Annotated in this window: 16 protein-coding genes, 3 tRNA genes, 1 pseudogene and 1 riboswitch; of the genes and pseudogenes, 10 read left to right on the forward strand and 10 right to left on the reverse strand. The window is 39.9% G+C overall.

Annotated features, from left to right (window positions below; genetic code table 11):
* Positions 1-6 precede the first annotated feature (6 nt).
* On the reverse strand, positions 7-765 hold the full coding sequence (locus FEE42_RS08785) for a glycosyltransferase family 2 protein (protein ID WP_164028247.1): 759 nt from the start codon (positions 763-765) through the stop codon (positions 7-9).
* Between the two features lie 61 nt (positions 766-826).
* Here FEE42_RS08785 and waaA point away from each other — a divergent pair, with 61 nt between their 5' ends.
* The 7 genes from waaA to FEE42_RS08820 all read left to right on the forward strand — a co-directional run bounded on the left by waaA (position 827) and on the right by FEE42_RS08820 (position 5,271).
* The gene (gene waaA, locus FEE42_RS08790; RefSeq protein WP_164028249.1) at positions 827-2,110 is read left to right on the forward strand and encodes a lipid IV(A) 3-deoxy-D-manno-octulosonic acid transferase; all 1,284 of its coding nucleotides are present in this window, start codon (positions 827-829) and stop codon (positions 2,108-2,110) included.
* Positions 2,107-2,586: a pantetheine-phosphate adenylyltransferase gene (coaD, locus tag FEE42_RS08795; protein ID WP_135969482.1), complete on the forward strand. Its 480-nt coding sequence runs from the start codon at positions 2,107-2,109 to the stop codon at positions 2,584-2,586. Before waaA ends, coaD begins: the two co-directional genes overlap by 4 nt.
* A complete protein-coding gene (locus FEE42_RS08800; RefSeq protein ID WP_059368550.1) occupies positions 2,574-2,786 on the forward strand; it encodes a YceK/YidQ family lipoprotein in 213 nt (70 codons plus the stop codon). The genes coaD and FEE42_RS08800 overlap by 13 nt, the downstream gene beginning before the upstream one ends.
* A 6-nt stretch (positions 2,787-2,792) precedes the next feature.
* Positions 2,793-4,805, forward strand: coding sequence for a DNA helicase Rep (rep, locus tag FEE42_RS08805; protein ID WP_164028827.1), 2,013 nt, complete (start codon positions 2,793-2,795; stop codon positions 4,803-4,805).
* A 145-nt stretch (positions 4,806-4,950) separates the two neighbouring features.
* Positions 4,951-5,043 (forward strand) — tRNA-Ser (locus FEE42_RS08810).
* Positions 5,044-5,063: 20 nt separating this feature from the next.
* A tRNA-Arg gene (locus FEE42_RS08815) sits at positions 5,064-5,140 on the forward strand.
* 54 nt (positions 5,141-5,194) lie between these two features.
* Positions 5,195-5,271, forward strand: a tRNA-Arg gene (locus FEE42_RS08820).
* Positions 5,272-5,326: 55 nt separating this feature from the next.
* Here FEE42_RS08820 and FEE42_RS08825 read toward each other — a convergent pair.
* On the reverse strand, positions 5,327-6,010 hold the full coding sequence (locus FEE42_RS08825) for a metallophosphoesterase family protein (RefSeq protein ID WP_164028250.1): 684 nt from the start codon (positions 6,008-6,010) through the stop codon (positions 5,327-5,329).
* 1 nt (position 6,011) lies between these two features.
* Positions 6,012-7,230: pseudogene (nadR, locus tag FEE42_RS08830) on the reverse strand (multifunctional transcriptional regulator/nicotinamide-nucleotide adenylyltransferase/ribosylnicotinamide kinase NadR).
* A riboswitch (FMN riboswitch) is annotated at positions 7,225-7,397 on the forward strand. Its footprint overlaps the pseudogene before it by 6 nt.
* An 88-nt stretch (positions 7,398-7,485) precedes the next feature.
* Here nadR and ribB point away from each other — a divergent pair.
* Positions 7,486-8,133, forward strand: coding sequence for a 3,4-dihydroxy-2-butanone-4-phosphate synthase (gene ribB, locus FEE42_RS08835; protein WP_164028255.1), 648 nt, complete (start codon positions 7,486-7,488; stop codon positions 8,131-8,133).
* A 46-nt stretch (positions 8,134-8,179) separates the two neighbouring features.
* Here the strand turns inward: ribB and FEE42_RS08840 are convergent, their stop codons facing one another.
* The 3 genes from FEE42_RS08840 to rbsK are packed head-to-tail and all read right to left on the reverse strand — an operon-like array spanning position 8,180 to position 11,427.
* Entirely contained in the window at positions 8,180-9,196 is a 1,017-nt protein-coding gene (locus FEE42_RS08840) for an aldose 1-epimerase family protein (RefSeq protein WP_135969480.1), read from the reverse strand.
* 9 nt (positions 9,197-9,205) lie between these two features.
* Positions 9,206-10,495 (reverse strand): L-fucose:H+ symporter permease, encoded by a 1,290-nt coding sequence (gene fucP / locus FEE42_RS08845; RefSeq protein WP_059368545.1) that lies wholly within the window; start codon positions 10,493-10,495, stop codon positions 9,206-9,208.
* A gap of 11 nt (positions 10,496-10,506) precedes the next feature.
* On the reverse strand, positions 10,507-11,427 hold the full coding sequence (rbsK, locus tag FEE42_RS08850) for a ribokinase (protein ID WP_059368544.1): 921 nt from the start codon (positions 11,425-11,427) through the stop codon (positions 10,507-10,509).
* A gap of 155 nt (positions 11,428-11,582) precedes the next feature.
* Here rbsK and deoC point away from each other — a divergent pair, with 155 nt between their 5' ends.
* Positions 11,583-12,257 (forward strand): deoxyribose-phosphate aldolase, encoded by a 675-nt coding sequence (gene deoC, locus FEE42_RS08855; RefSeq protein WP_135969479.1) that lies wholly within the window; start codon positions 11,583-11,585, stop codon positions 12,255-12,257.
* 16 nt (positions 12,258-12,273) lie between these two features.
* Positions 12,274-13,011: a DNA-binding transcriptional repressor DeoR gene (deoR, locus tag FEE42_RS08860; protein ID WP_059368542.1), complete on the forward strand. Its 738-nt coding sequence runs from the start codon at positions 12,274-12,276 to the stop codon at positions 13,009-13,011.
* A gap of 76 nt (positions 13,012-13,087) precedes the next feature.
* Here the strand turns inward: deoR and uhpC are convergent, their stop codons facing one another.
* From uhpC to xylG, 4 genes are all read right to left on the reverse strand, one after another.
* Positions 13,088-14,413 (reverse strand): MFS transporter family glucose-6-phosphate receptor UhpC, encoded by a 1,326-nt coding sequence (uhpC, locus tag FEE42_RS08865; RefSeq protein WP_135969478.1) that lies wholly within the window; start codon positions 14,411-14,413, stop codon positions 13,088-13,090.
* A 143-nt stretch (positions 14,414-14,556) separates the two neighbouring features.
* On the reverse strand, positions 14,557-15,720 hold the full coding sequence (locus FEE42_RS08870; RefSeq protein ID WP_135969477.1) for a XylR family transcriptional regulator: 1,164 nt from the start codon (positions 15,718-15,720) through the stop codon (positions 14,557-14,559).
* A 73-nt stretch (positions 15,721-15,793) separates the two neighbouring features.
* A complete protein-coding gene (locus tag FEE42_RS08875) occupies positions 15,794-16,921 on the reverse strand; it encodes a sugar ABC transporter permease (RefSeq protein WP_059368539.1) in 1,128 nt (375 codons plus the stop codon).
* A gap of 3 nt (positions 16,922-16,924) precedes the next feature.
* Complete coding sequence (xylG, locus tag FEE42_RS08880) at positions 16,925-18,436, reverse strand: D-xylose ABC transporter ATP-binding protein (RefSeq protein WP_059368538.1); 1,512 nt, start codon at positions 18,434-18,436, stop codon at positions 16,925-16,927.
* Positions 18,437-18,461: the final 25 nt, after the last annotated feature.

Raw genomic sequence — 18,461 nt, forward strand, 5'->3', positions numbered from 1 at the left:
CTTTTTTTAGTGTTGTTCTCTTTCCCACAAATCGGCATATTTTACAAAGGTAGAATGCGCAGAAAGTGCTGCAAGCAAAAAGCCTTGTTTCCCGTCTAAAAAGCCGGCTTTTAAAATATACATTTTTATAAAACAGCTGAGCCCATGCGCGACCCCTTGCCAAAGTGTGGCTTTTTTACCATTTGCTTGACGTTGATCCGCCCAAGCTTTGGCGTAACCGGCAGATTTTACTAAGTAGTGATGAAGATTTTTATAAGTGAAATGTTCTAAATCTCCCGTTAATCGCTCAACACGGGTATTGTTCGGATAGCAGACTTTCTCATGAACTAAAGAATCGTTGTAGCCGGCATAATGAGTGCGATATAGACGAACGACATAATCCGGATACCAGCCGGAATGGCGAATTTTACGCCCGAATACTTCGCTTATGCGTGGGATTTCAAACACCGTATTTTCTGGATTTTGTTGTACGGCACGTTGGATCGATTGGCGTAGTTCCGGTGTTACGCGTTCATCGGCATCCAACCAAAGTACATAGTCGGAAGTGACATACTGTTGTGCGATTTGGCGTTGTTTGCCAAAACCGGGCCAGTCGGTATTTTCGTAGAATTTTGCCTCATAGCTTAGCGCAATTTCTTTTGTATTATCGGTACTACCTGAATCTAAAATGACGATTTCATCTACCCAATCTTTCACTGTGTCTAAGCATAGTGCAAGATCCTGTGCCTCGTTTTTTACAATCATTGCGATGCTAATTGTTGGCATATTTTGATTCCTTTTTTGCTATACTACTGAAAATTTTTTCAAGTATAACCGAATTTAATTTATGTGGCGTTTTTTTTATACCTGTCTAATGTATTTGATTCAGCCGTTAGTTCTGCTTTTTATGTGGGGGCGTGGCTTTAAAGCGCCGGATTATCGGAAAAGATGGGGAGAGCGTTACGGTTTTTATCATCATTTAGTCGCACCGGTACCTCATGGCATTGTGATCCATGCCGCCTCTGTCGGTGAAGTGATTGCGGCAACACCTTTAGTGCGTCGGATTCAACAGAATTACCCTGATTTATCGATTACCTTTACTACTGTCACGCCAACCGGCTCCGAACGGGTTAAAGCGGCTTTTGGTGAGAGCGTAACGCACTGTTATTTACCCTATGATTTACCCTACTCAATTAATCGTTTCATTGATTTTATTCAACCAAAACTTTGTATTGTTATTGAAACCGAGCTGTGGCCGAATTTAATCCGACAACTGCACTGCCGTGATATTCCCTTTGTTGTGGCAAATGCCCGTTTATCTTCCCGCTCTGCCAGACGTTACGGCAAAGTGAGAGCTCGTTTACAAAATACGTGGTCTCAAATTAGTTTGATTGCTCCGCAAGATCAAATTAGCGAGAAACGTTTTCTTGAATTGGGTTATCCTCAAGATAAACTTAAATTGACGGGCAATATTAAATATGATCTAACAGTTAACCAAGCGCTACTTGAACAAATTCAAATATTGCGTGATCAATGGGCAAAAAAACGTCAAATTTGGATAGCTGCGAGTACGCATGAGGGGGAAGAAGAGATTATTTTACAGGCACATCGTCAGCTGCTAGACAAGTATCCTGATTTACTTTTATTGCTCGTACCGCGTCATCCTGAGCGATTTAACTCGGTAGCTGCGTTGATCCAAAAAGAAAAATTTCAATTTATTCGTCGTTCGACCGGTGAATTGCCGAATGCAAATACTCAGCTGATTTTAGGCGATACGATGGGAGAAATGATGTTGATGTATGGTATTTCTGACATTGCTTTTGTGGGGGGAAGTCTGGTCAAACACGGCGGGCATAACCCGCTTGAACCGTTGGCATTTAAAATACCTGTGATTAGCGGAAAGCACACCTTCAATTTTCCGGAGGTTTTTAGAACACTTGTTGAAATGCAAGGGGTATTAGAGGTTAATTCAACTGTTAAGGCATTAGAGCGAGCGGTAGAAGCATTGCTTAGCTCAAAAGAAGCCCGTTGGCGTTTAGGCCATGCCGGTTATGAAGTATTAATGGAAAATCGCGGCGCATTATCACGTTTATTTGATTTATTAAAGCCTTATTTGGAGCGTAAAGTATGACAACGGTGATTTACCCGGGCACTTTTGATCCTATTACCAATGGGCATCTGAATATTATTGAAAGAAGTGCGGTCATTTTTCCCAAAGTTTTGGTGGCAGTGGCAAATAGCCCAAGTAAAAAGCCATTGTTTTCTTTAGACGAACGTGTTGAGCTGGTCCGTCAATCTGTCGCACATCTACCTAATGTTAATGTATTCGGCTTTTCCGATTTATTGGCGAATGTCATTAAATCCCGTAATGTTGCTGCGATTATCCGTGGTGTGCGAACGACAACCGATTTTGAATACGAACTTCAACTGGCGGCGTTAAACCGATTACTGACCAAAGGGGTGGAAACGATGTTTTTCCCGCCTGATGAAAAATGGGCGTTTGTCTCATCCACTATCGTGCGTGAAATTTATTTGCACGGTGGTGATGTGACCGAGCTCGTCCCAACGACAGTGTTAAATGCCTTACAAGCGCGATGCGAAAAATAGCTTTTATTTTAACCGCACTTTTTGTCTTATCCGGCTGTGGTACAGTGGTGAAATTGGTTGATCCTTCGGAAGACTATACTGCCTATGCCGGTGTCGCCTATGATCTGGAAATGGCGAAAAAATGGGGCTTACCGATTTTGGATTTGCCCCTGTCCTTTTTATTAGATACCGTTTTACTGCCCTCTGTATGGGCGCAATGACTAATGATGAAACTTAATCCCCAACAACAACAGGCGGTGGAATATGTTACCGGCCCTTGCTTGGTGCTTGCCGGTGCAGGTTCCGGCAAAACCCGTGTCATTATTAATAAAATTGCCCACTTAATTGAAAAGTGCGGTTATTTGCCGAAACATATTGCAGCCGTGACCTTCACCAATAAAGCAGCCCGAGAAATGAAAGAGCGGGTGGCGCATTCCATTGGAAAAGAACGAGCCAAAGGTTTGACGGTTTCTACCTTTCATACTCTCGGTTTTGACATTATCAAACGGGAATACAAGGCGTTAGGTTTCAAAGCTAATATGACATTGTTTGATGAACATGATCAATTTGCCTTGTTAAAAGAACTCACAGCAGATGTGTTGAAAGAAGACAAAGATCTGCTGCGTGAATTAATTTCTGTGATTTCCAACTGGAAAAACGATTTAGTTTCACCTCAGCAAGCTTTTTCCTTAGCTCGGGAGGCGAAATATCAAACCTTTGCCAAATGTTATGAACGTTATACCGAGCAACTTCGAGCCTACAATGCGTTGGATTTTGACGATTTGATCATGCTTCCCACTTTGTTATTCAAACAAAATGGAGAAGTGCGGTCAAAATGGCAGGAAAAAATTCGCTATTTGTTGGTGGACGAATATCAAGACACCAACACCAGTCAATATGAGTTGATTAAACTCTTGGTCGGGGATCGTGCCTGTTTTACTGTGGTGGGGGATGACGACCAATCTATTTATTCATGGCGTGGCGCGAGACCGGAGAATATGGTGCGTTTGCGTGATGATTTTCCGCATTTACAAGTGATTAAATTAGAACAAAACTACCGTTCCACCCAACGTATTTTACATTGCGCCAATATTTTGATTGATAACAATGAACATGTATTCGACAAAAAATTGTTCTCAAATATCGGTGAAGGTGAAAAATTACTGGTGATTGAAGCAAAAAATGAAGAACATGAGGCAGAGCGTATTGTTGCCGAATTGATTGCCCATCGTTTTAGTCGCAAGACTAAATATAAGGATTACGCCATTTTGTATCGAGGCAATCATCAATCCCGTTTGTTGGAAAAAGTGTTAATGCAAAATCGCATTCCTTATAGAATTTCCGGTGGCACTTCTTTTTTCTCCCGAACGGAAATTAAGGATATGATGGCATACTTGCGTTTAGTGGTGAATCAAGATGACGATGCGGCATTTTTACGTATCGTAAATACGCCCAAACGTGAAATTGGTACGGTAACGCTGCAAAAACTAGGGGAGCTTGCACAGGAAAAACACATTAGCTTGTTTGATGCGATTTTTGAGTTTGAACTTGTTCAACAGGTGACACCGAAAGCCTATGACGCACTACAAAAATTTGGGCGTTGGGTGGTGGAATTAAACGATGAAGTGCAACGTTCGGAACCGGAGAGCGCAGTGCGTGCAATGCTGTCTGCTATTCATTATGAAGAATATTTGTATGAATATGCCACAACGCCAAAAGCCGCAGAAATGCAAAGTAAAAATGTTGCCACGCTGTTTGACTGGGTTGCGGATATGCTGAAAGGCGATGAAACAAACGAACCGATGAACCTTAATCAAGTCGTTACCCGTTTAATTTTAAGAGATATGTTAGAGCGGGGAGAAGATGACGAAGACAGCGACCAAGTTCAATTAATGACCTTGCACGCTTCGAAAGGCTTGGAATTTCCCTATGTGTATTTGATTGGGATGGAAGAAGGGATTTTGCCGCACCAAACCAATATTGATGAAGATAATGTGGAGGAAGAGCGCCGTTTGGCTTATGTGGGGATCACGCGGGCACAGAAAGCATTAACCTTTTCTTTATGTCGTGAACGCCGTCAATATGGTGAGCTTATTCGTCCGGAACCTAGCCGATTCTTAGCAGAATTACCTCACGATGATGTACTTTGGGAACGGGATAAACCTAAACTGACGGCGGAACAAAAACAGCAGCAGACACAAAGTCAGTTGGATCGTTTACGTTCTATTTTGAATGGTTAAAAGTGTGGTCGGAAAAACGAAAGTTTTACTAAGCGCACTTTATTTACACAATCTGAAGATAAAATATTCAAACGCATTACCTTTTTCAAAAAAGGGTTTGACATATTTTCAAAAAAACGTATCATACCGCCCACACACCGATTGTGGTGAGATGGCCGAGAGGCTGAAGGCGCTCCCCTGCTAAGGGAGTATGGGGTCAAAAACTCCATCGAGGGTTCGAATCCCTCTCTCACCGCCATTTGTGGTTTTATTCATTCTGCACCCGTAGCTCAGCTGGATAGAGTACTCGGCTACGAACCGAGCGGTCAGAGGTTCGAATCCTCTCGGGTGCGCCATTTTAAAGCGACTCTATCTTCTAAAATGGTCAAGAATAGTTAAAACGTCACTACGCACCCGTAGCTCAGCTGGATAGAGTACTCGGCTACGAACCGAGTGGTCAAAGGTTCGAATCCTTTCGGGTGCGCCATTTCCTTATATCTCTTAGCTCAGTTTCTACGAATAGCAGTTCAGGTTAGCCTAGCCTAGCGTCCTTTGCGATCATCAATATTTTTCAATAGGTAATTTCCATTTTCATCAGCAAGACTACGGAATCCGACATTCGTAATTTTGTAAGAATATTGTGTTTTATAAATAAAATTATCATGATGATGACCGTGAAAGATATGTTTCACGCCCATTTTTTCTGCAAGTGTGTTAATCACTTGAAAACCCATTGGATGTGGTTTTGGGGCTTCATGACAGATCAAAATATCCGCTTGCTCATTTTCCAAGACCTCTATATCGGAAGGAAAAATAGAAGAACGATGATGCAACGGCAAACCGCCACGCCAGATTTTTTCTTGTGAGCTATATTGGCAATAATGAATAGGATCAAAATACATCGGACGATTCGGCGGCATCCAAATTTGCCCGCGAAATATGCCGCCTAATCCTGCAATGCGGCAACCTTGAATATCCATCACTCGATTGTGTAGATTCCGTGTTTTCCATTCCGATCCCCAAAGTGCATCAAAAGCCACTACTGTTTTACTGTCGTGATTGCCATGAATAAACCAAATATCACAGTGCTGTGCCAATTTTTCTAATTCATTAGGCGAAGAAAGTTGCAAGTCGCCTAAAATAATCAGTGCAACATTGTCGTTTTCTTGTACGAAAGGATAGAGATGTTCATAACTTCCGTGCGGATCACCTGCAAATAGAATCATTTTATTTACTCTTTACTGTTCTTGGGCCGTTCTGTAAATTATCCAGTTCTTCTTCATTTAATATTTTTTCAATCACCGATTTTACTTGATTGTAACGCTCTAAATAGCTTGGTGATTCAATTTCAATATAAGGAACCTTGTATTTATCTAACAATTTTTTTAAAAGTTGTTGGAATTGTTGGCGTTGCTTTTGAGAACCCAAACTACGCAAGCCGTCATCCACCCATTTGGTATTATTTTTTAGCAAAATCGTGACATCAAAAGGGTATTCTTTAATCATTGAATCAAGGAACGGGTGGGCTTTACCTTCATATTGAATACAAAATGCCTGTGTAGTAATAAAATCCGTATCAATAAAGGCGATTTTATGGGCGTGGCGAACGGCGTAATCAATGTAACGCTGGTGTCCCAATGCCATTTGGGGATAGTCCGAATACTGCATAGCCTGCTCATTACCGCCTAGTTTTTCAAACACAAATTCACGCCCGTATTCCCAGGCGGATGTGGTATTAAATACCGCAGCAAGTTTATTCACCAGTACACTTTTACCGCTACTTTCACCGCCTAAAATGGCAACGGTTTTGGCAAAAAACGGACGGACTTCTTTCGGAATAAATTTCCAATATTGAAAAGGTGTCGTACGAATTTTGGTTGCCGACACATTAAAGAAAGTGCGATCAGGATCCACTAAAGAAACCTCCAAACCCAAATATTTTTCGTAAGGGGTTTTATCCTGCGGCTCACTACTGAAAACCACGGAGGGGGTAAATTCTTTTTCTTTGAACAGATTTTTTACTGCGTCGCTCCAAGCCTGCCAGCCGTTAGGATAACTCGGGATACCATCTTCAACCAAATGGTGGATAAGAATCTGATTTTTTTGATATTTAAAGATTTGCTGCATCCAACGTAAGCGATCCTGTACGGTTGGCATACGTTTCATTTTACTATCATAAAATAGCTTCAGATCACGTTCGGCATCACTACACACAATCACGTGCAATTCATCGACTTTACTAAATGCCTCATAAATCATATTAATATGACCGGTATGAACGGGATAAAATTTCCCAAAAATGACACCGATTTTTTTCTCTTGGATTGCTGGCATAGTTTATTTTCTCATCACATCAGGATTAAGTAGGCGTATTGTAGGTTAAATGAAAATATTTTTCACGTTCTGATTTTGCACCCGCCGATTTTACGCTATACTTAGCGCGCATTCTCAGGGCAGGGTGAAATTCCCTACCGGCGGTAAAGCCCGCGAGCACTTAAAAAGTGCGGTCAATTTTTAGTGAGTATTTTTCGACGACATTGAACGCTTTTTAAGGTTAGCAGATTTGGTGTAATTCCAAGGCCGACAGTAAAGTCTGGATGAAAGAGAATAAGGCGGATTGGGCTTCCAACCCGTTCTTTTTATTTGCATTTCTCAGCCCTGATTCTGGTTAATTTTAATCTAAGAAATAAAGGAAATTACGATGAATCAGTCTATTTTATCCCCATTCGGTATAACCGCCGAGGAACGTGTACTTAACGCTATTCAGGCATTCAAAAATGGTAATGGTGTATTGGTATTAGATGATGAAAATCGCGAAAACGAAGGTGATTTAATCTTTCCGGCAGAAACCATCATGACCGAGCAAATGGCAAAATTAATCCGTTACGGTAGCGGTATCGTGTGTTTATGCATTACGGAAGAACTTTGCCAACAACTTGATTTACCTCCGATGGTGGAAAACAACAATAGCGTGAACAAAACCGCTTTTACTGTGACTATTGAAGCCGCGAAAGGCGTATCCACAGGGGTATCTGCCGCTGATCGGGTTACCACTATCCAAGCGGCTATTGCGGATAACGCTGTGCCGACCGATTTACATCGACCCGGTCATATTTTCCCGCTTCGTGCGGTAAATGGCGGTGTGCTTGCCCGCCGCGGACATACGGAAGCCTCCGTGGATTTAGCCCGTCTTGCCGGTTTTAAACCAGCCGGTGTCATTTGCGAAATTACCAACGATGACGGCACCATGGCTCGCGCACCTGAAATTGTTGAATTTGCACAAAAATTTGGTTACGTCGTGCTGACGATAGAGGATTTAGTCGAATATCGCTTGGCGCATAATGTGTAGTTGATAAAAAGTGCGGTTAATTTGACCGCACTTTTCGTTGTGGAAATTATGATTCAACACCGGTAATTACTTTAAAGGTTCTCACCTCTTTCGGTTTCATCATAATTAAACTGCCTGTATTTTTAGCGGCAAGATAGCCTTCCGGACGACAAGTGGCGGGAAGCACAAAGGCACCGACTTGCTGATCGTCATTGTATAAAATCCAACGTGTTGCATAATTAAAATCTTTTGATGAGAATTTCGTGAGATAAACATTTCCATCGGGTGAGATCATTCTGTATTCTAAATTTTCCTGATATTGCTGTAAATTATCCATAAAGAACACAATTTCAGGATTATACATTTGATCATTAATCAATGAATTTAATGTGTGCTTACCTTGTTTGATTTGTTCATTAAAAGCGAGCCATTCAGGTGTCGGTTTAACATGTGCTGGAATCGTTTCTCGCAAATGAATAGCTTCTGTAGGAATATTTTGAGCAAAATTTGCACCATGTTCATAGCAGTAATTCATATGGCACATATACTGTAACGGCATTTCTACACTGGCTAAATTAGTCACTTTCATTTGAATTTCAAACAATGAACTTTGAGCATTCAGGGTTAATTCCGGTTCGGCAAGATAATGATCACCAAATCCTTTGACATATTCAACTGAGCCCCCTATTGATAATGAATTTTCACTGATGCTTAACCAAGCCTTATCTATGATGGCGCAAGGCATTTCACCATGTAATGGATGATCATCTTCGGGACTTGGACAACCATTGCGGATTAGCCCTGAATGGAATGCAAAGCAACCATAGGTATCGATAATAGTTGTTCCCCATTTAGGCTCGTTAAACATATTTTTCATTTTTAGATTTTTACCGCAGAATTCGGCATCCCAAATAATTTGTCCATAAAACGGAAGTATAGTAACAAAGCCTTTGCTGTTTTCTAATCTGATAGCTTCAATACCTGATGAGTATCTAAAAGTTATTGCTTTGAATTCTGGATTTTCAAATAGAGTATGTTTTTTTTCTGTGAATAATGCTTTTGTTAAATAAATGTAGCTTTTCATTTTAGCTCCTTATTTATGCGCTTTGTATTTATCAAAGAAGTAATATCCTACATAAGCAAAGCAAAATAGTGGTACGATGAATGCGGTTTGTAATGAACCAATCGTGTCTGACACATAGCCGTGAATTGCTGGTACAACTGCGGCACCAATAATAGACATAACGACAACCGCACCGGCTACTTCGCGATGTTCTTGTTCAACGGTATCTAACACTGAAGCATAGATTGTTGCCCAACAAGGACCAAATAAAACACTAGCGAAAATGGCGGCGTAAACAGCGGAAAAATCATGCACAAATGCAGTATAAGCTAGAGTAAATACACCTAATATAGAGTAAACAAATAATACGAGATCAGATTTAAATTTTGTCATTAAAAAATTTGCAACAAATTTCCCGACAAAGAAACCGATAAAGCTATATACCATAAAGTTAGAGGCATCACGCTCATTCATTTCACTTAAGTTTAATGCCAAACGGATAGTAAACGACCATACAGCAACCTGCATACCTACATATAAGAATTGGGCTACAATCCCTTTTTTGAACGCACTGTTTTGAGCAAGATATTTCAATGTATCAATAAAATGTGTTTCCTTATGCTTTACCGGATCATTAAGCGATTTACATTTTGGAAACGGCGTGATTAAGAACAAGATTGTTACTGCAATTAACACAAAGATAAGGTATTTATACGGTTGCAATGTATGTTCTAAGGTTGCTAATTTAAACGCGTGTAATTGATCGGGTGTCATTGTAGCAATCTGTTCATGTAAACTCGCGCCTTCTTGGAAAATTAAATATTTACCAAGTAAGATACCTGCAATCGCGCCTACCGGATAGAATGTTTGGCTGATATTTAAGCGTAATGTCGCGTAATCTTTATGACCAATCATTGAACTATAGGTATTTGCAGAGGTTTCAAGAAAACTTAACCCTATTGCAATAGAGAAAATAGCCGCGAGGAACATGGTATAAGTTGCCATATGTGAGGCCGGATAAAACATTGAACAACCGACAATATATAAAGTTAAACCAATCAAAATCGCAATTTTATAACTGGTTTTTTTAATGACTAATGAAGCTGGAATTGCGATAAGGAAATACCCACCATAGAATGCACTTTGTACTAATGCACTAGCAAAATCGCTAAGTGTAAATACGCTTTTGAACTGTGTAATCAAAATATCGTTTAAGCTTGCTGCGGCTCCCCATAAAGGGAATAGGCAAGATAATAGAATAAATTGAAATATCGGTGTTTTATTTAAGTAGCCGTCAGGCATTTGTTGAATGTTTTTCATATAATTTTTCCTTAAATATAGTGTTTTTTGAAGGTGTCAAACTGTGTTTTGGTCGGGTAGGACGATTGAGTGCCGTGACCTGTAACGCTATAAGCAGAAAACAGTGAGGCCATTTTCATGGATTCAACAATATCTTGCGATTTAGCATAGTAATAAGCAAAACAACCAATAAAGGCATCACCAGCTCCACTGGTATCAACAGCATTTACTTTATAAGGATCGATATAGGTGACTTCCGAACCGTGTAGCCAGACAGAACCTTTTTCACCTAAAGTAACAATAAGGTTTTTTAGTCCTTTAGAAAGCAAAGTGTTTGCGGCTGTACGGATTTGTTCCATATTTTCAACAGGTAAACCGGTTAAAATTTCTAACTCCGTTTCGTTTGGCATAAAGAAATCGCATTTGCATGCATAATTAATATCAAGTTCTTTGGTAGCAGGAGCCGGATTGAGAATGACGGGAATATTATTTTCATTGGCAAAATCAATTGCGTAATAGACTGTTTCTAACGGTATCTCTAATTGTAGGATAAATAACTTGCAATTTTTTAACCGCTCTTTTGCATTATCAATATCACTTGGCTTCAGGTGAGCGTTTGCTCCCTTAATAATTAAAATGCGATTTTGTGATGATTTATCTACAAAGATAGGTGCAACACCACTTGATACACCCGAAACTTTTTCCACATAATCCGTATTAACACCATATTGCTGAAAATTACGGATGGTATTCTCTGCAAAAGCATCATCACCTACTTTGCTCATCATCATTACATTAGCACCTAATTTTGCTGCGGCAATAGCTTGATTCGCGCCTTTACCGCCGCATCCCATCCTAAAGTTAGGTGCTTCGAGTGTTTCGCCCATTTTAGGCATATCATCAATATAAGTGATCAAATCCACCATATTTGATCCAATAACTGCAATTTCCATAATGTCTCCTTAGTTTTGGTGTTAATATTTTAACAAATTTAATTATTTTTATATTAATACAAATAAAATGTTAAAAAAGTGACTTCTATCACAAATCTCAACCTTTCTTTGTGTATAATACAAAAAGATAAAAAACCAAACAGGAGAAAACATAAATGAAACCAAATGAAATCGCTCAATATATCGATCATACCGTATTAATACCGGAAAGAACTGAAAAGGATATTCTCACTCTATGTAATGAAGCCATGGAAAATCACTTTTATTCAGTATGTATAAATCCCTGTTATATTCCCTTTGCCAAAAAAGTATTACAAAACTCAAATGTTAATATTTGCACAGTGATTGGTTTCCCGTTAGGGGCTAATACTACAGCAGTTAAAGTGTTTGAAACGGAAGATGCCATTGCTAATGGTGCGACAGAAGTGGATATGGTTCTTAATGTAGGGTGGATTAAGTCAGGAAAATGGAATTTGGTGCAGGATGAAATCAAACAAATTCTCAATGTTTGTAATGGGACACCGTTGAAAGTGATTTTAGAAAATTGTCTTCTAACAAAAGAAGAAATAGTCAAAGCTTGTGAAATTTGTCGAGATTTAAATGTCGCATTTGTGAAAACCTCTACCGGCTTTAGTAAAGGTGGCGCAACGGTAGAAGATGTGAAGTTGATGCGTCAAACTGTAGGAGATAAGATTGGGGTTAAAGCTTCGGGTGGCGTACGAGATACACAAACCGCCATTGCTATGATTGAAGCTGGTGCAACACGTATCGGGGCCAGTGCAGGAATTGCAATTATTAAAGGATTAGCAGATAGTAATAGCCAATATTGAGTTTGGAGATAGCGTTGTGGATAGTAAAACCAATACTCGCATTCAAAAGTTAGAATTTTTATTAAAACAAATGGATAAGTTGCATTTGCGAGATGCGGCGGAAATTTTGAATGTTTCTGAAATGACGATTAGGAGAGATTTAAACGCCACAGCATCTTCTATCGTTTTACTAGGTGGATACATTGTACGAGCTCCTCAGTTGCAATCATCAAATCAATATTTAATTACAGAGCAACAAAATAAGAACATCACAGAAAAAATGCAGGTGGGGAAAATCGCTGCCGCATTTGTAGAAGATAATGATGTAATTTTCTTTGATTGTGGTTCAACTATTCCTTTTGTTGCTTCACAAATTCCAAATTCTATAAAATTCACCGCACTTTGTTGTTCGATTAACACTTTTATGGTTTTGCAAGATAAACCGAATTGTCGTTTAATCTTGTGTGGTGGGGATTATTCAAGAGAAAATTCTTTCCTCACACCTGTTCAAAATAACACTGAAATTGATAGGATTTGCACCACAAAAGCATTTATTTCTGCTGCTGGTGTTGATATTAAACAAGGTGTAACCTGTTTCAGATTAAACGAAACACAGATCAAACTAAAAGCAATAGCGAAAACACAATGTAGTATTTTAGTTTTTGATGATAGCAAAATTGGAAAAGTACGGCAGTCGTATGTTGGTGAGTTGAATCAATTTGATCAAATTATTTGTAATGTACCTCTACCAGCAGGGTTTACTATGACAAGTTAGTATTACTTGAAATAATCAAGAGAAAAGAGCGGTTAAAATTCACAGAGATTTTTAACCGCTCTTTATTTTTGTCTCTTTATGCTGAAAGCTTATTTTTCTTGCGTTGTAAGAAATACACAAGCACGAGCAATAATGCACAGCCTAGCGATACGATAAATAGGCTACCAAAGAAGCCGTTCCAGTGTAAGGATTGGATAATCCATGCGAGTGGCGCCCCAGCAAGTGCAGCACCAATGTAGGCGAACAAGCTGACAAAGCCGGTAGAGGAACCTGAAGCATATTTATGGGAGTTTTCAGCGGCTGCCATGGCGATTAAGAATTGCGGCCCGAAAATAAAGAATCCCATTAAGAAGAATAATCCGCTCATAATGATATAGTTATCACTCGGAATGAACCAAAGTGCCAGAGAGACAGAAATAATACCAAGCACATAAATAATGTTCATTTGAGTACGATTGCCATTGAAGAATTTATCAGAGCCCCATCCTGCAAACAATGCGCCTAAAAAACCGCCTACTTCAAAGAATGAAACGGCAGCATTGGCTTTTAATAAGTCATAACCGTGAGTTTCTGTTAAATAGAGATTTCCCCAGTCATTAATGCCGGTACGGATGATATAGATAAAACACCAAGAAAATGCTAATGCCCAAATAATGCTATTTTTGAATACGTAGGTTTTGAGAATTTCCCAGTTAGACAAACCTAATCCTTCATTTTCATGCTCTTTTTCGGCTATGTCATTGCGCCACTCACCAACGGTCGGTAAGCCCATTGAGGAAGGGCGATCACGTAATAAGAAACACATTGCAAAGCCGACAACACAGGCAATAATTCCGGGGACGATCATGCCATAACGCCATCCCCAATAAAGAGTGACCGCACCAGCCAAAATAGGAATTAGTGCGCCGCCAAGATTATGCGATGTATTCCAAATTGCCCACCATAAGCCACGTTCGTTACGTGAGTACCACGTGTTTAAGATTTTAGAGCAAGGCGGCCACCCCCAGCCTTGAAAGAATGCATTGATCATCCAAAGGGTGATGAACATAAAGACGGATGAACTCATACCAAACAGGATATTTACTACACCGGTCATCATTAGTCCAATACCCATAAAGTAGCGGGGATTAGAACGGTCACTAAGCACACCGGATAAGAATTTGGATATTCCGTAGGTGAGATAAAACGCTGTTCCCATAATGCCAATATCGGACTTTTGCAAACCTAAATCTGTCAACATTGCCGGCATAACAAAATTAAAGCTTTTTCGTGTGAAATAGAAGATGGCATAGCCTATATAGCTCGTGATCATCAAATGCAATCGCCAATAACGGTAGGTTTTATCTATTTCTTCTTTCGATTTTGTGATAGGTAAATCTGGTGGGACACTAAAAATACTCATAATGAGCTCCTTTTATATTATTTTTATGACTAAAGAGCGCTAGTGTAGTGCAAATAGAGGAATAAAAAATAGAGATAGATCAAGTTTTAAAGAGTTAGAAAAGCGCAGTGGAAATTCTCTCGGATTTTTAACCGCACTTTTATTTAATTATTCTTTCTAAATTCTTTTGGCGTCATGCCAAATTCTTTCTTAAATACGGAATAAAAGTATTGAATAGAAGGATAGCCGCAAATCTCGGCGATTTCTTGAATGGAAATATCCGTTTGTTGTAATAAATTTTTTGCACGCGAGATTTTTTCTTCGTGAATAACCTGATGAATGGTTTTATTCATTTCATTTTTGAAACGTTGCTCGAGGTTTGAGCGTGAAGTGGCAAGATGATCCAACACTTGTTCTACTTTAATGCCTTGGCATGCCCGGTGACGGATATAATGCATGGCTTGCATCACGAGTGGATCGCTTAATGAGCGGTAATCGGTTGAATTACGGGCGTGTACGGTGATGGGAGGAATTAAAATCGGATGATGGGATACAGTTTGTCCGTTCAACAATCGGTGTAATAATTTTGCTGCTTGATAGCCGATTTCCCTTGTACCCTGTTCCACCGAAGAGAGTGATACGCGAGACAAATATTGGATCAATTCTTCATTATCAATGCCCACGATACACAGTTCTTCCGGCACCGCTATTTTGCTATATTCGCAGGCTTGTAATAAATGTCGCGCCCGAGCATCGGTGACGGCAATAATGCCGGTATGAAGCGGTAACGTTTTTAACCAGTCGATGAGTTTTGCTTGCTCGGTCAGCCAATTTTGTCCGTTAATTTGCCCGCCTTCATAGAGGTGGAGCGGATAGTGATTTTTTTCCATTAATGCAACAAAGGCATTTTTTCGCTCTTTTGACCAATGTTTTTCACCGTCTATTTGTAATCCATAAAACGCAAAGTGAGACAGTCCTTTTTGTTGAAGATGGAAAAAGGCAAGCTCAACAAGTGCCTCGTTATTTGTGGCGACATAAGGAAAGTGCGGGTAAAAATCAAGGCGTTTATAAGATCCTCCAACTGCAATCGTGGGAATTTGGGTATGCTTGAGCAGTTTTGCGGTTTGAGGATCATCAAAATCAGCAATAATGCCGTCGATAGACAAATGATTTATGCTATCGGCATGGTAAATAAATTCATCTTCTACAAAAATATCCCACATACATTGTGAAGCTTGAATATATTGCCCGATACCTTCTACTACCTGCCGATCGTACACTTTATTGGCATTAAAGAAGAGTGCGATTTTATAGTATGGTTCCGCCATTACCCCATCCTGATAACTTGATTATGAGAAATATAGCGAAAAATAAATTTTTATAAAAGTGCGGATAAGAAAATCACATTTTTTTCTTGCTACCGGTATCAATCCATACGGCAAGTAATAAAATTGCGCCTTTAACGATATATTGCCAGAAGGTTGGAACATCAAGCATACTCATACCGTTATCCAAAGACGCAATAATTAACGCACCGATGACAACGCCAAATACGCTACCGATACCTCCTGCTAAACTGGCACCGCCAATAACACAGGCGGCAATGGCATCGAGTTCGGCATTTTGTCCGGCAGAAGGTGAACCAGCCCCTAAACGTGCACTTAAAATTAACCCTGCGATAGCGACCAATACCCCGTTCATGGCAAAGATGATAAGTTTGGTTTTTTCTACGTTAATGCCGGATAGTTTCGCCGCCTCAATATTGCCGCCAATCGCATAAACATGGCGACCGAAAGCAGTTTTACGCGAAAGAAACAAGCCGAATATGGCAAGAATTGAAAGGACTAATACAGGAAACGGAATACCGCGATAATCATTTAACAGATAAATAGCAGCTAATAGGATAATGGCAAATAAGGCGTATTTGGAAAAATCTTTTGATAATGGTGGTACGTGAAGTTGAAGTTGTTGGCGGCTTCTGCGTTGGTAATGCCCCCAAAGAATAAAACCGATAACCGCTATTCCGCCAAGGATAAATCCGCTAATATCGGAAAGGTATCCCTGCCCGATGATTGTCATCGCACCGCTAATCGGTGATACGGTTGTGCCATTGGTTAGCCCGATTAAAATACCTCGGAAAGCAAGATAACCCGCCAGCGTAACAATAAATGAGGGAACTTTACGATAGGCAACCCACCAGCCGTTCCAAATACCGAACACTAAACCTAAAGCGAGTGTTGCGATGATTGTGATAGGGAGTGGCAATCCCCACCATACATCCGCAATAGCCGCAAACCCGCCTAATAACCCCATTAAAGAACCGACGGACAAATCAATTTCGGCAGAAATAATGACAAATACCATGCCAATGGCAAGAATACCCGTTATAGAAGTTTGACGTAATAGGTTAGAAATGTTGCGTGCGCTTAAATAAGCGCCATCCGTCGCAAAGGTGAAAAATACCATAATGACCGCAATGGCAATGAGCATAATATAAACCTGTAAATTTGCGGGTTTTAACTTAAACATAAATCACTCCTTAAGTGCGGTTTCCATAACTTGTTCTTGGGTAAGGCCGTTATTAATCAGGCTGGCTTTGAGTTTACCTTGGTGCATTACTAGGATTCGGTCACTAATCCCCAGCACTTCCGGTAATTCTGAGGAAATCACGATAATGGCCATTCCCTCTTTGGCTAATTGGTTGATTAACTTGTAGATCTCGTATTTTGCACCAACATCAATGCCCCTTGTCGGTTCATCTAAAATAAGGATTCTAGGGGTTAACAATAAGCATTTTGCTAGAATGGCTTTTTGTTGGTTGCCACCACTTAACCGCCCAATGGGAAGTTCCGGAGACGCGGTTTTTACTTTTAATTGTTTAATTGCAGAATCAATCACTTGTTGTTCTTTTGCTTCATTGATGACTGTTCTTCCAAAGCAATATTGTTTTAATGAAGAAAGCGTAATATTTTTGCCTACTCCCATAATAGAAACAATGCCGTGTTTTTTACGATCCTCCGGTACCATCATTATTTTATGTTTAATAGCCTGTGCGCAATTTTTGATATGCACTTGTTTTTGATTGATGAAAATATTTCCTTCATATTTACCTTGATAAGAACCAAACAGGCATTGCACCATTTCGGTTCGACCGGAACCGACCAGTCCGGCAACACCGAGAATTTCGCCGGCGTGAAGGCTAAAACTTACATCGTCCACGCGTTTGATGTGTGTATTGATCGGATGCCAAGCAGAAAGATTTTCAACTCGTAAAATTTCAGCTTTAATTTCGTGAGGTTCATGAGGGTAAAGGGAGGTGATTTCTCTTCCAACCATCATGGTGATAATGTCATCTTCACTCATTGTGTCGGCATTTTTTGTTCCAATATGTTCACCGTCCCGAATGACACAAATTTTGTCGGAAATCTCTTTCACTTCATTTAATTTATGGGAAATATAGATGCAGGCAATGTTATGAGCTTTTAAATCTTTAACGAGAGTTAATAGAATCGCCGTTTCTTTTTCGGTTAATGAGGCAGTAGGCTCATCAAGAATCAATAATCTCACTTGCTTGTTTAACGCCTTTGCAATTTCCACTAATTGTTGCTGACCAAGCCCTAATTCCCCCACGCGGGTATTAGGATCAATATCTAATTGGACTTGTTGCAGTAATGTTTTACAACGGAGATACATTTCACTATCGGCAGTGATACATTTATGAGTGATTTCGTTACCCAAAAAAATATTTTCCAACACTGACATATTTTTCACGAGCGTGAGTTCCTGATGAATAATCGAAATGCCTTTTTCTTCCGTGTCTTTGATATTTTTTGCTTTGAGTTCACTTTCTGAAAAATAAATCTTGCCGCTGTAATCCCCATAGGGATAAATGCCGCAAAGCACTTTCATGAGTGTTGATTTTCCTGAGCCGTTTTCACCGCACAAGGATAAGATCTCACCGGCTTCAAGCTCAATGGAAATATCGCAAAGTGCGGTCACATCACCGAATGTTTTTGTGATATTTCTCATTTCTAACAATGCCATAGCTATACTCCCTAAAATAGAGGGG

The organism is Rodentibacter caecimuris (genome assembly GCF_010587025.1).
In the GTDB taxonomy this organism is placed as follows: Bacteria; Pseudomonadota; Gammaproteobacteria; order Enterobacterales; family Pasteurellaceae; genus Rodentibacter; species Rodentibacter caecimuris.

Coding starts and splice junctions, on each gene's coding strand:
- FEE42_RS08875 (WP_059368539.1), bottom strand. CDS start 16,921: ATGTTTAAGTTAAAACCCGCAAATTTACAGGTTTATATTATGCTCATT.
- FEE42_RS08800 (WP_059368550.1), top strand. CDS start 2,574: ATGCGAAAAATAGCTTTTATTTTAACCGCACTTTTTGTCTTATCCGGC.
- FEE42_RS08785 (WP_164028247.1), bottom strand. CDS start 765: ATGCCAACAATTAGCATCGCAATGATTGTAAAAAACGAGGCACAGGAT.
- xylG (WP_059368538.1), bottom strand. CDS start 18,436: ATGGCATTGTTAGAAATGAGAAATATCACAAAAACATTCGGTGATGTG.
- FEE42_RS08870 (WP_135969477.1), bottom strand. CDS start 15,720: ATGGCGGAACCATACTATAAAATCGCACTCTTCTTTAATGCCAATAAA.
- rbsK (WP_059368544.1), bottom strand. CDS start 11,427: ATGGAAATTGCAGTTATTGGATCAAATATGGTGGATTTGATCACTTAT.
- waaA (WP_164028249.1), top strand. CDS start 827: ATGTGGCGTTTTTTTTATACCTGTCTAATGTATTTGATTCAGCCGTTA.
- rep (WP_164028827.1), top strand. CDS start 2,793: ATGAAACTTAATCCCCAACAACAACAGGCGGTGGAATATGTTACCGGC.
- FEE42_RS08840 (WP_135969480.1), bottom strand. CDS start 9,196: ATGAAAAGCTACATTTATTTAACAAAAGCATTATTCACAGAAAAAAAA.
- ribB (WP_164028255.1), top strand. CDS start 7,486: ATGAATCAGTCTATTTTATCCCCATTCGGTATAACCGCCGAGGAACGT.
- coaD (WP_135969482.1), top strand. CDS start 2,107: ATGACAACGGTGATTTACCCGGGCACTTTTGATCCTATTACCAATGGG.
- fucP (WP_059368545.1), bottom strand. CDS start 10,495: ATGAAAAACATTCAACAAATGCCTGACGGCTACTTAAATAAAACACCG.
- uhpC (WP_135969478.1), bottom strand. CDS start 14,413: ATGAGTATTTTTAGTGTCCCACCAGATTTACCTATCACAAAATCGAAA.
- deoC (WP_135969479.1), top strand. CDS start 11,583: ATGAAACCAAATGAAATCGCTCAATATATCGATCATACCGTATTAATA.
- FEE42_RS08825 (WP_164028250.1), bottom strand. CDS start 6,010: ATGATTCTATTTGCAGGTGATCCGCACGGAAGTTATGAACATCTCTAT.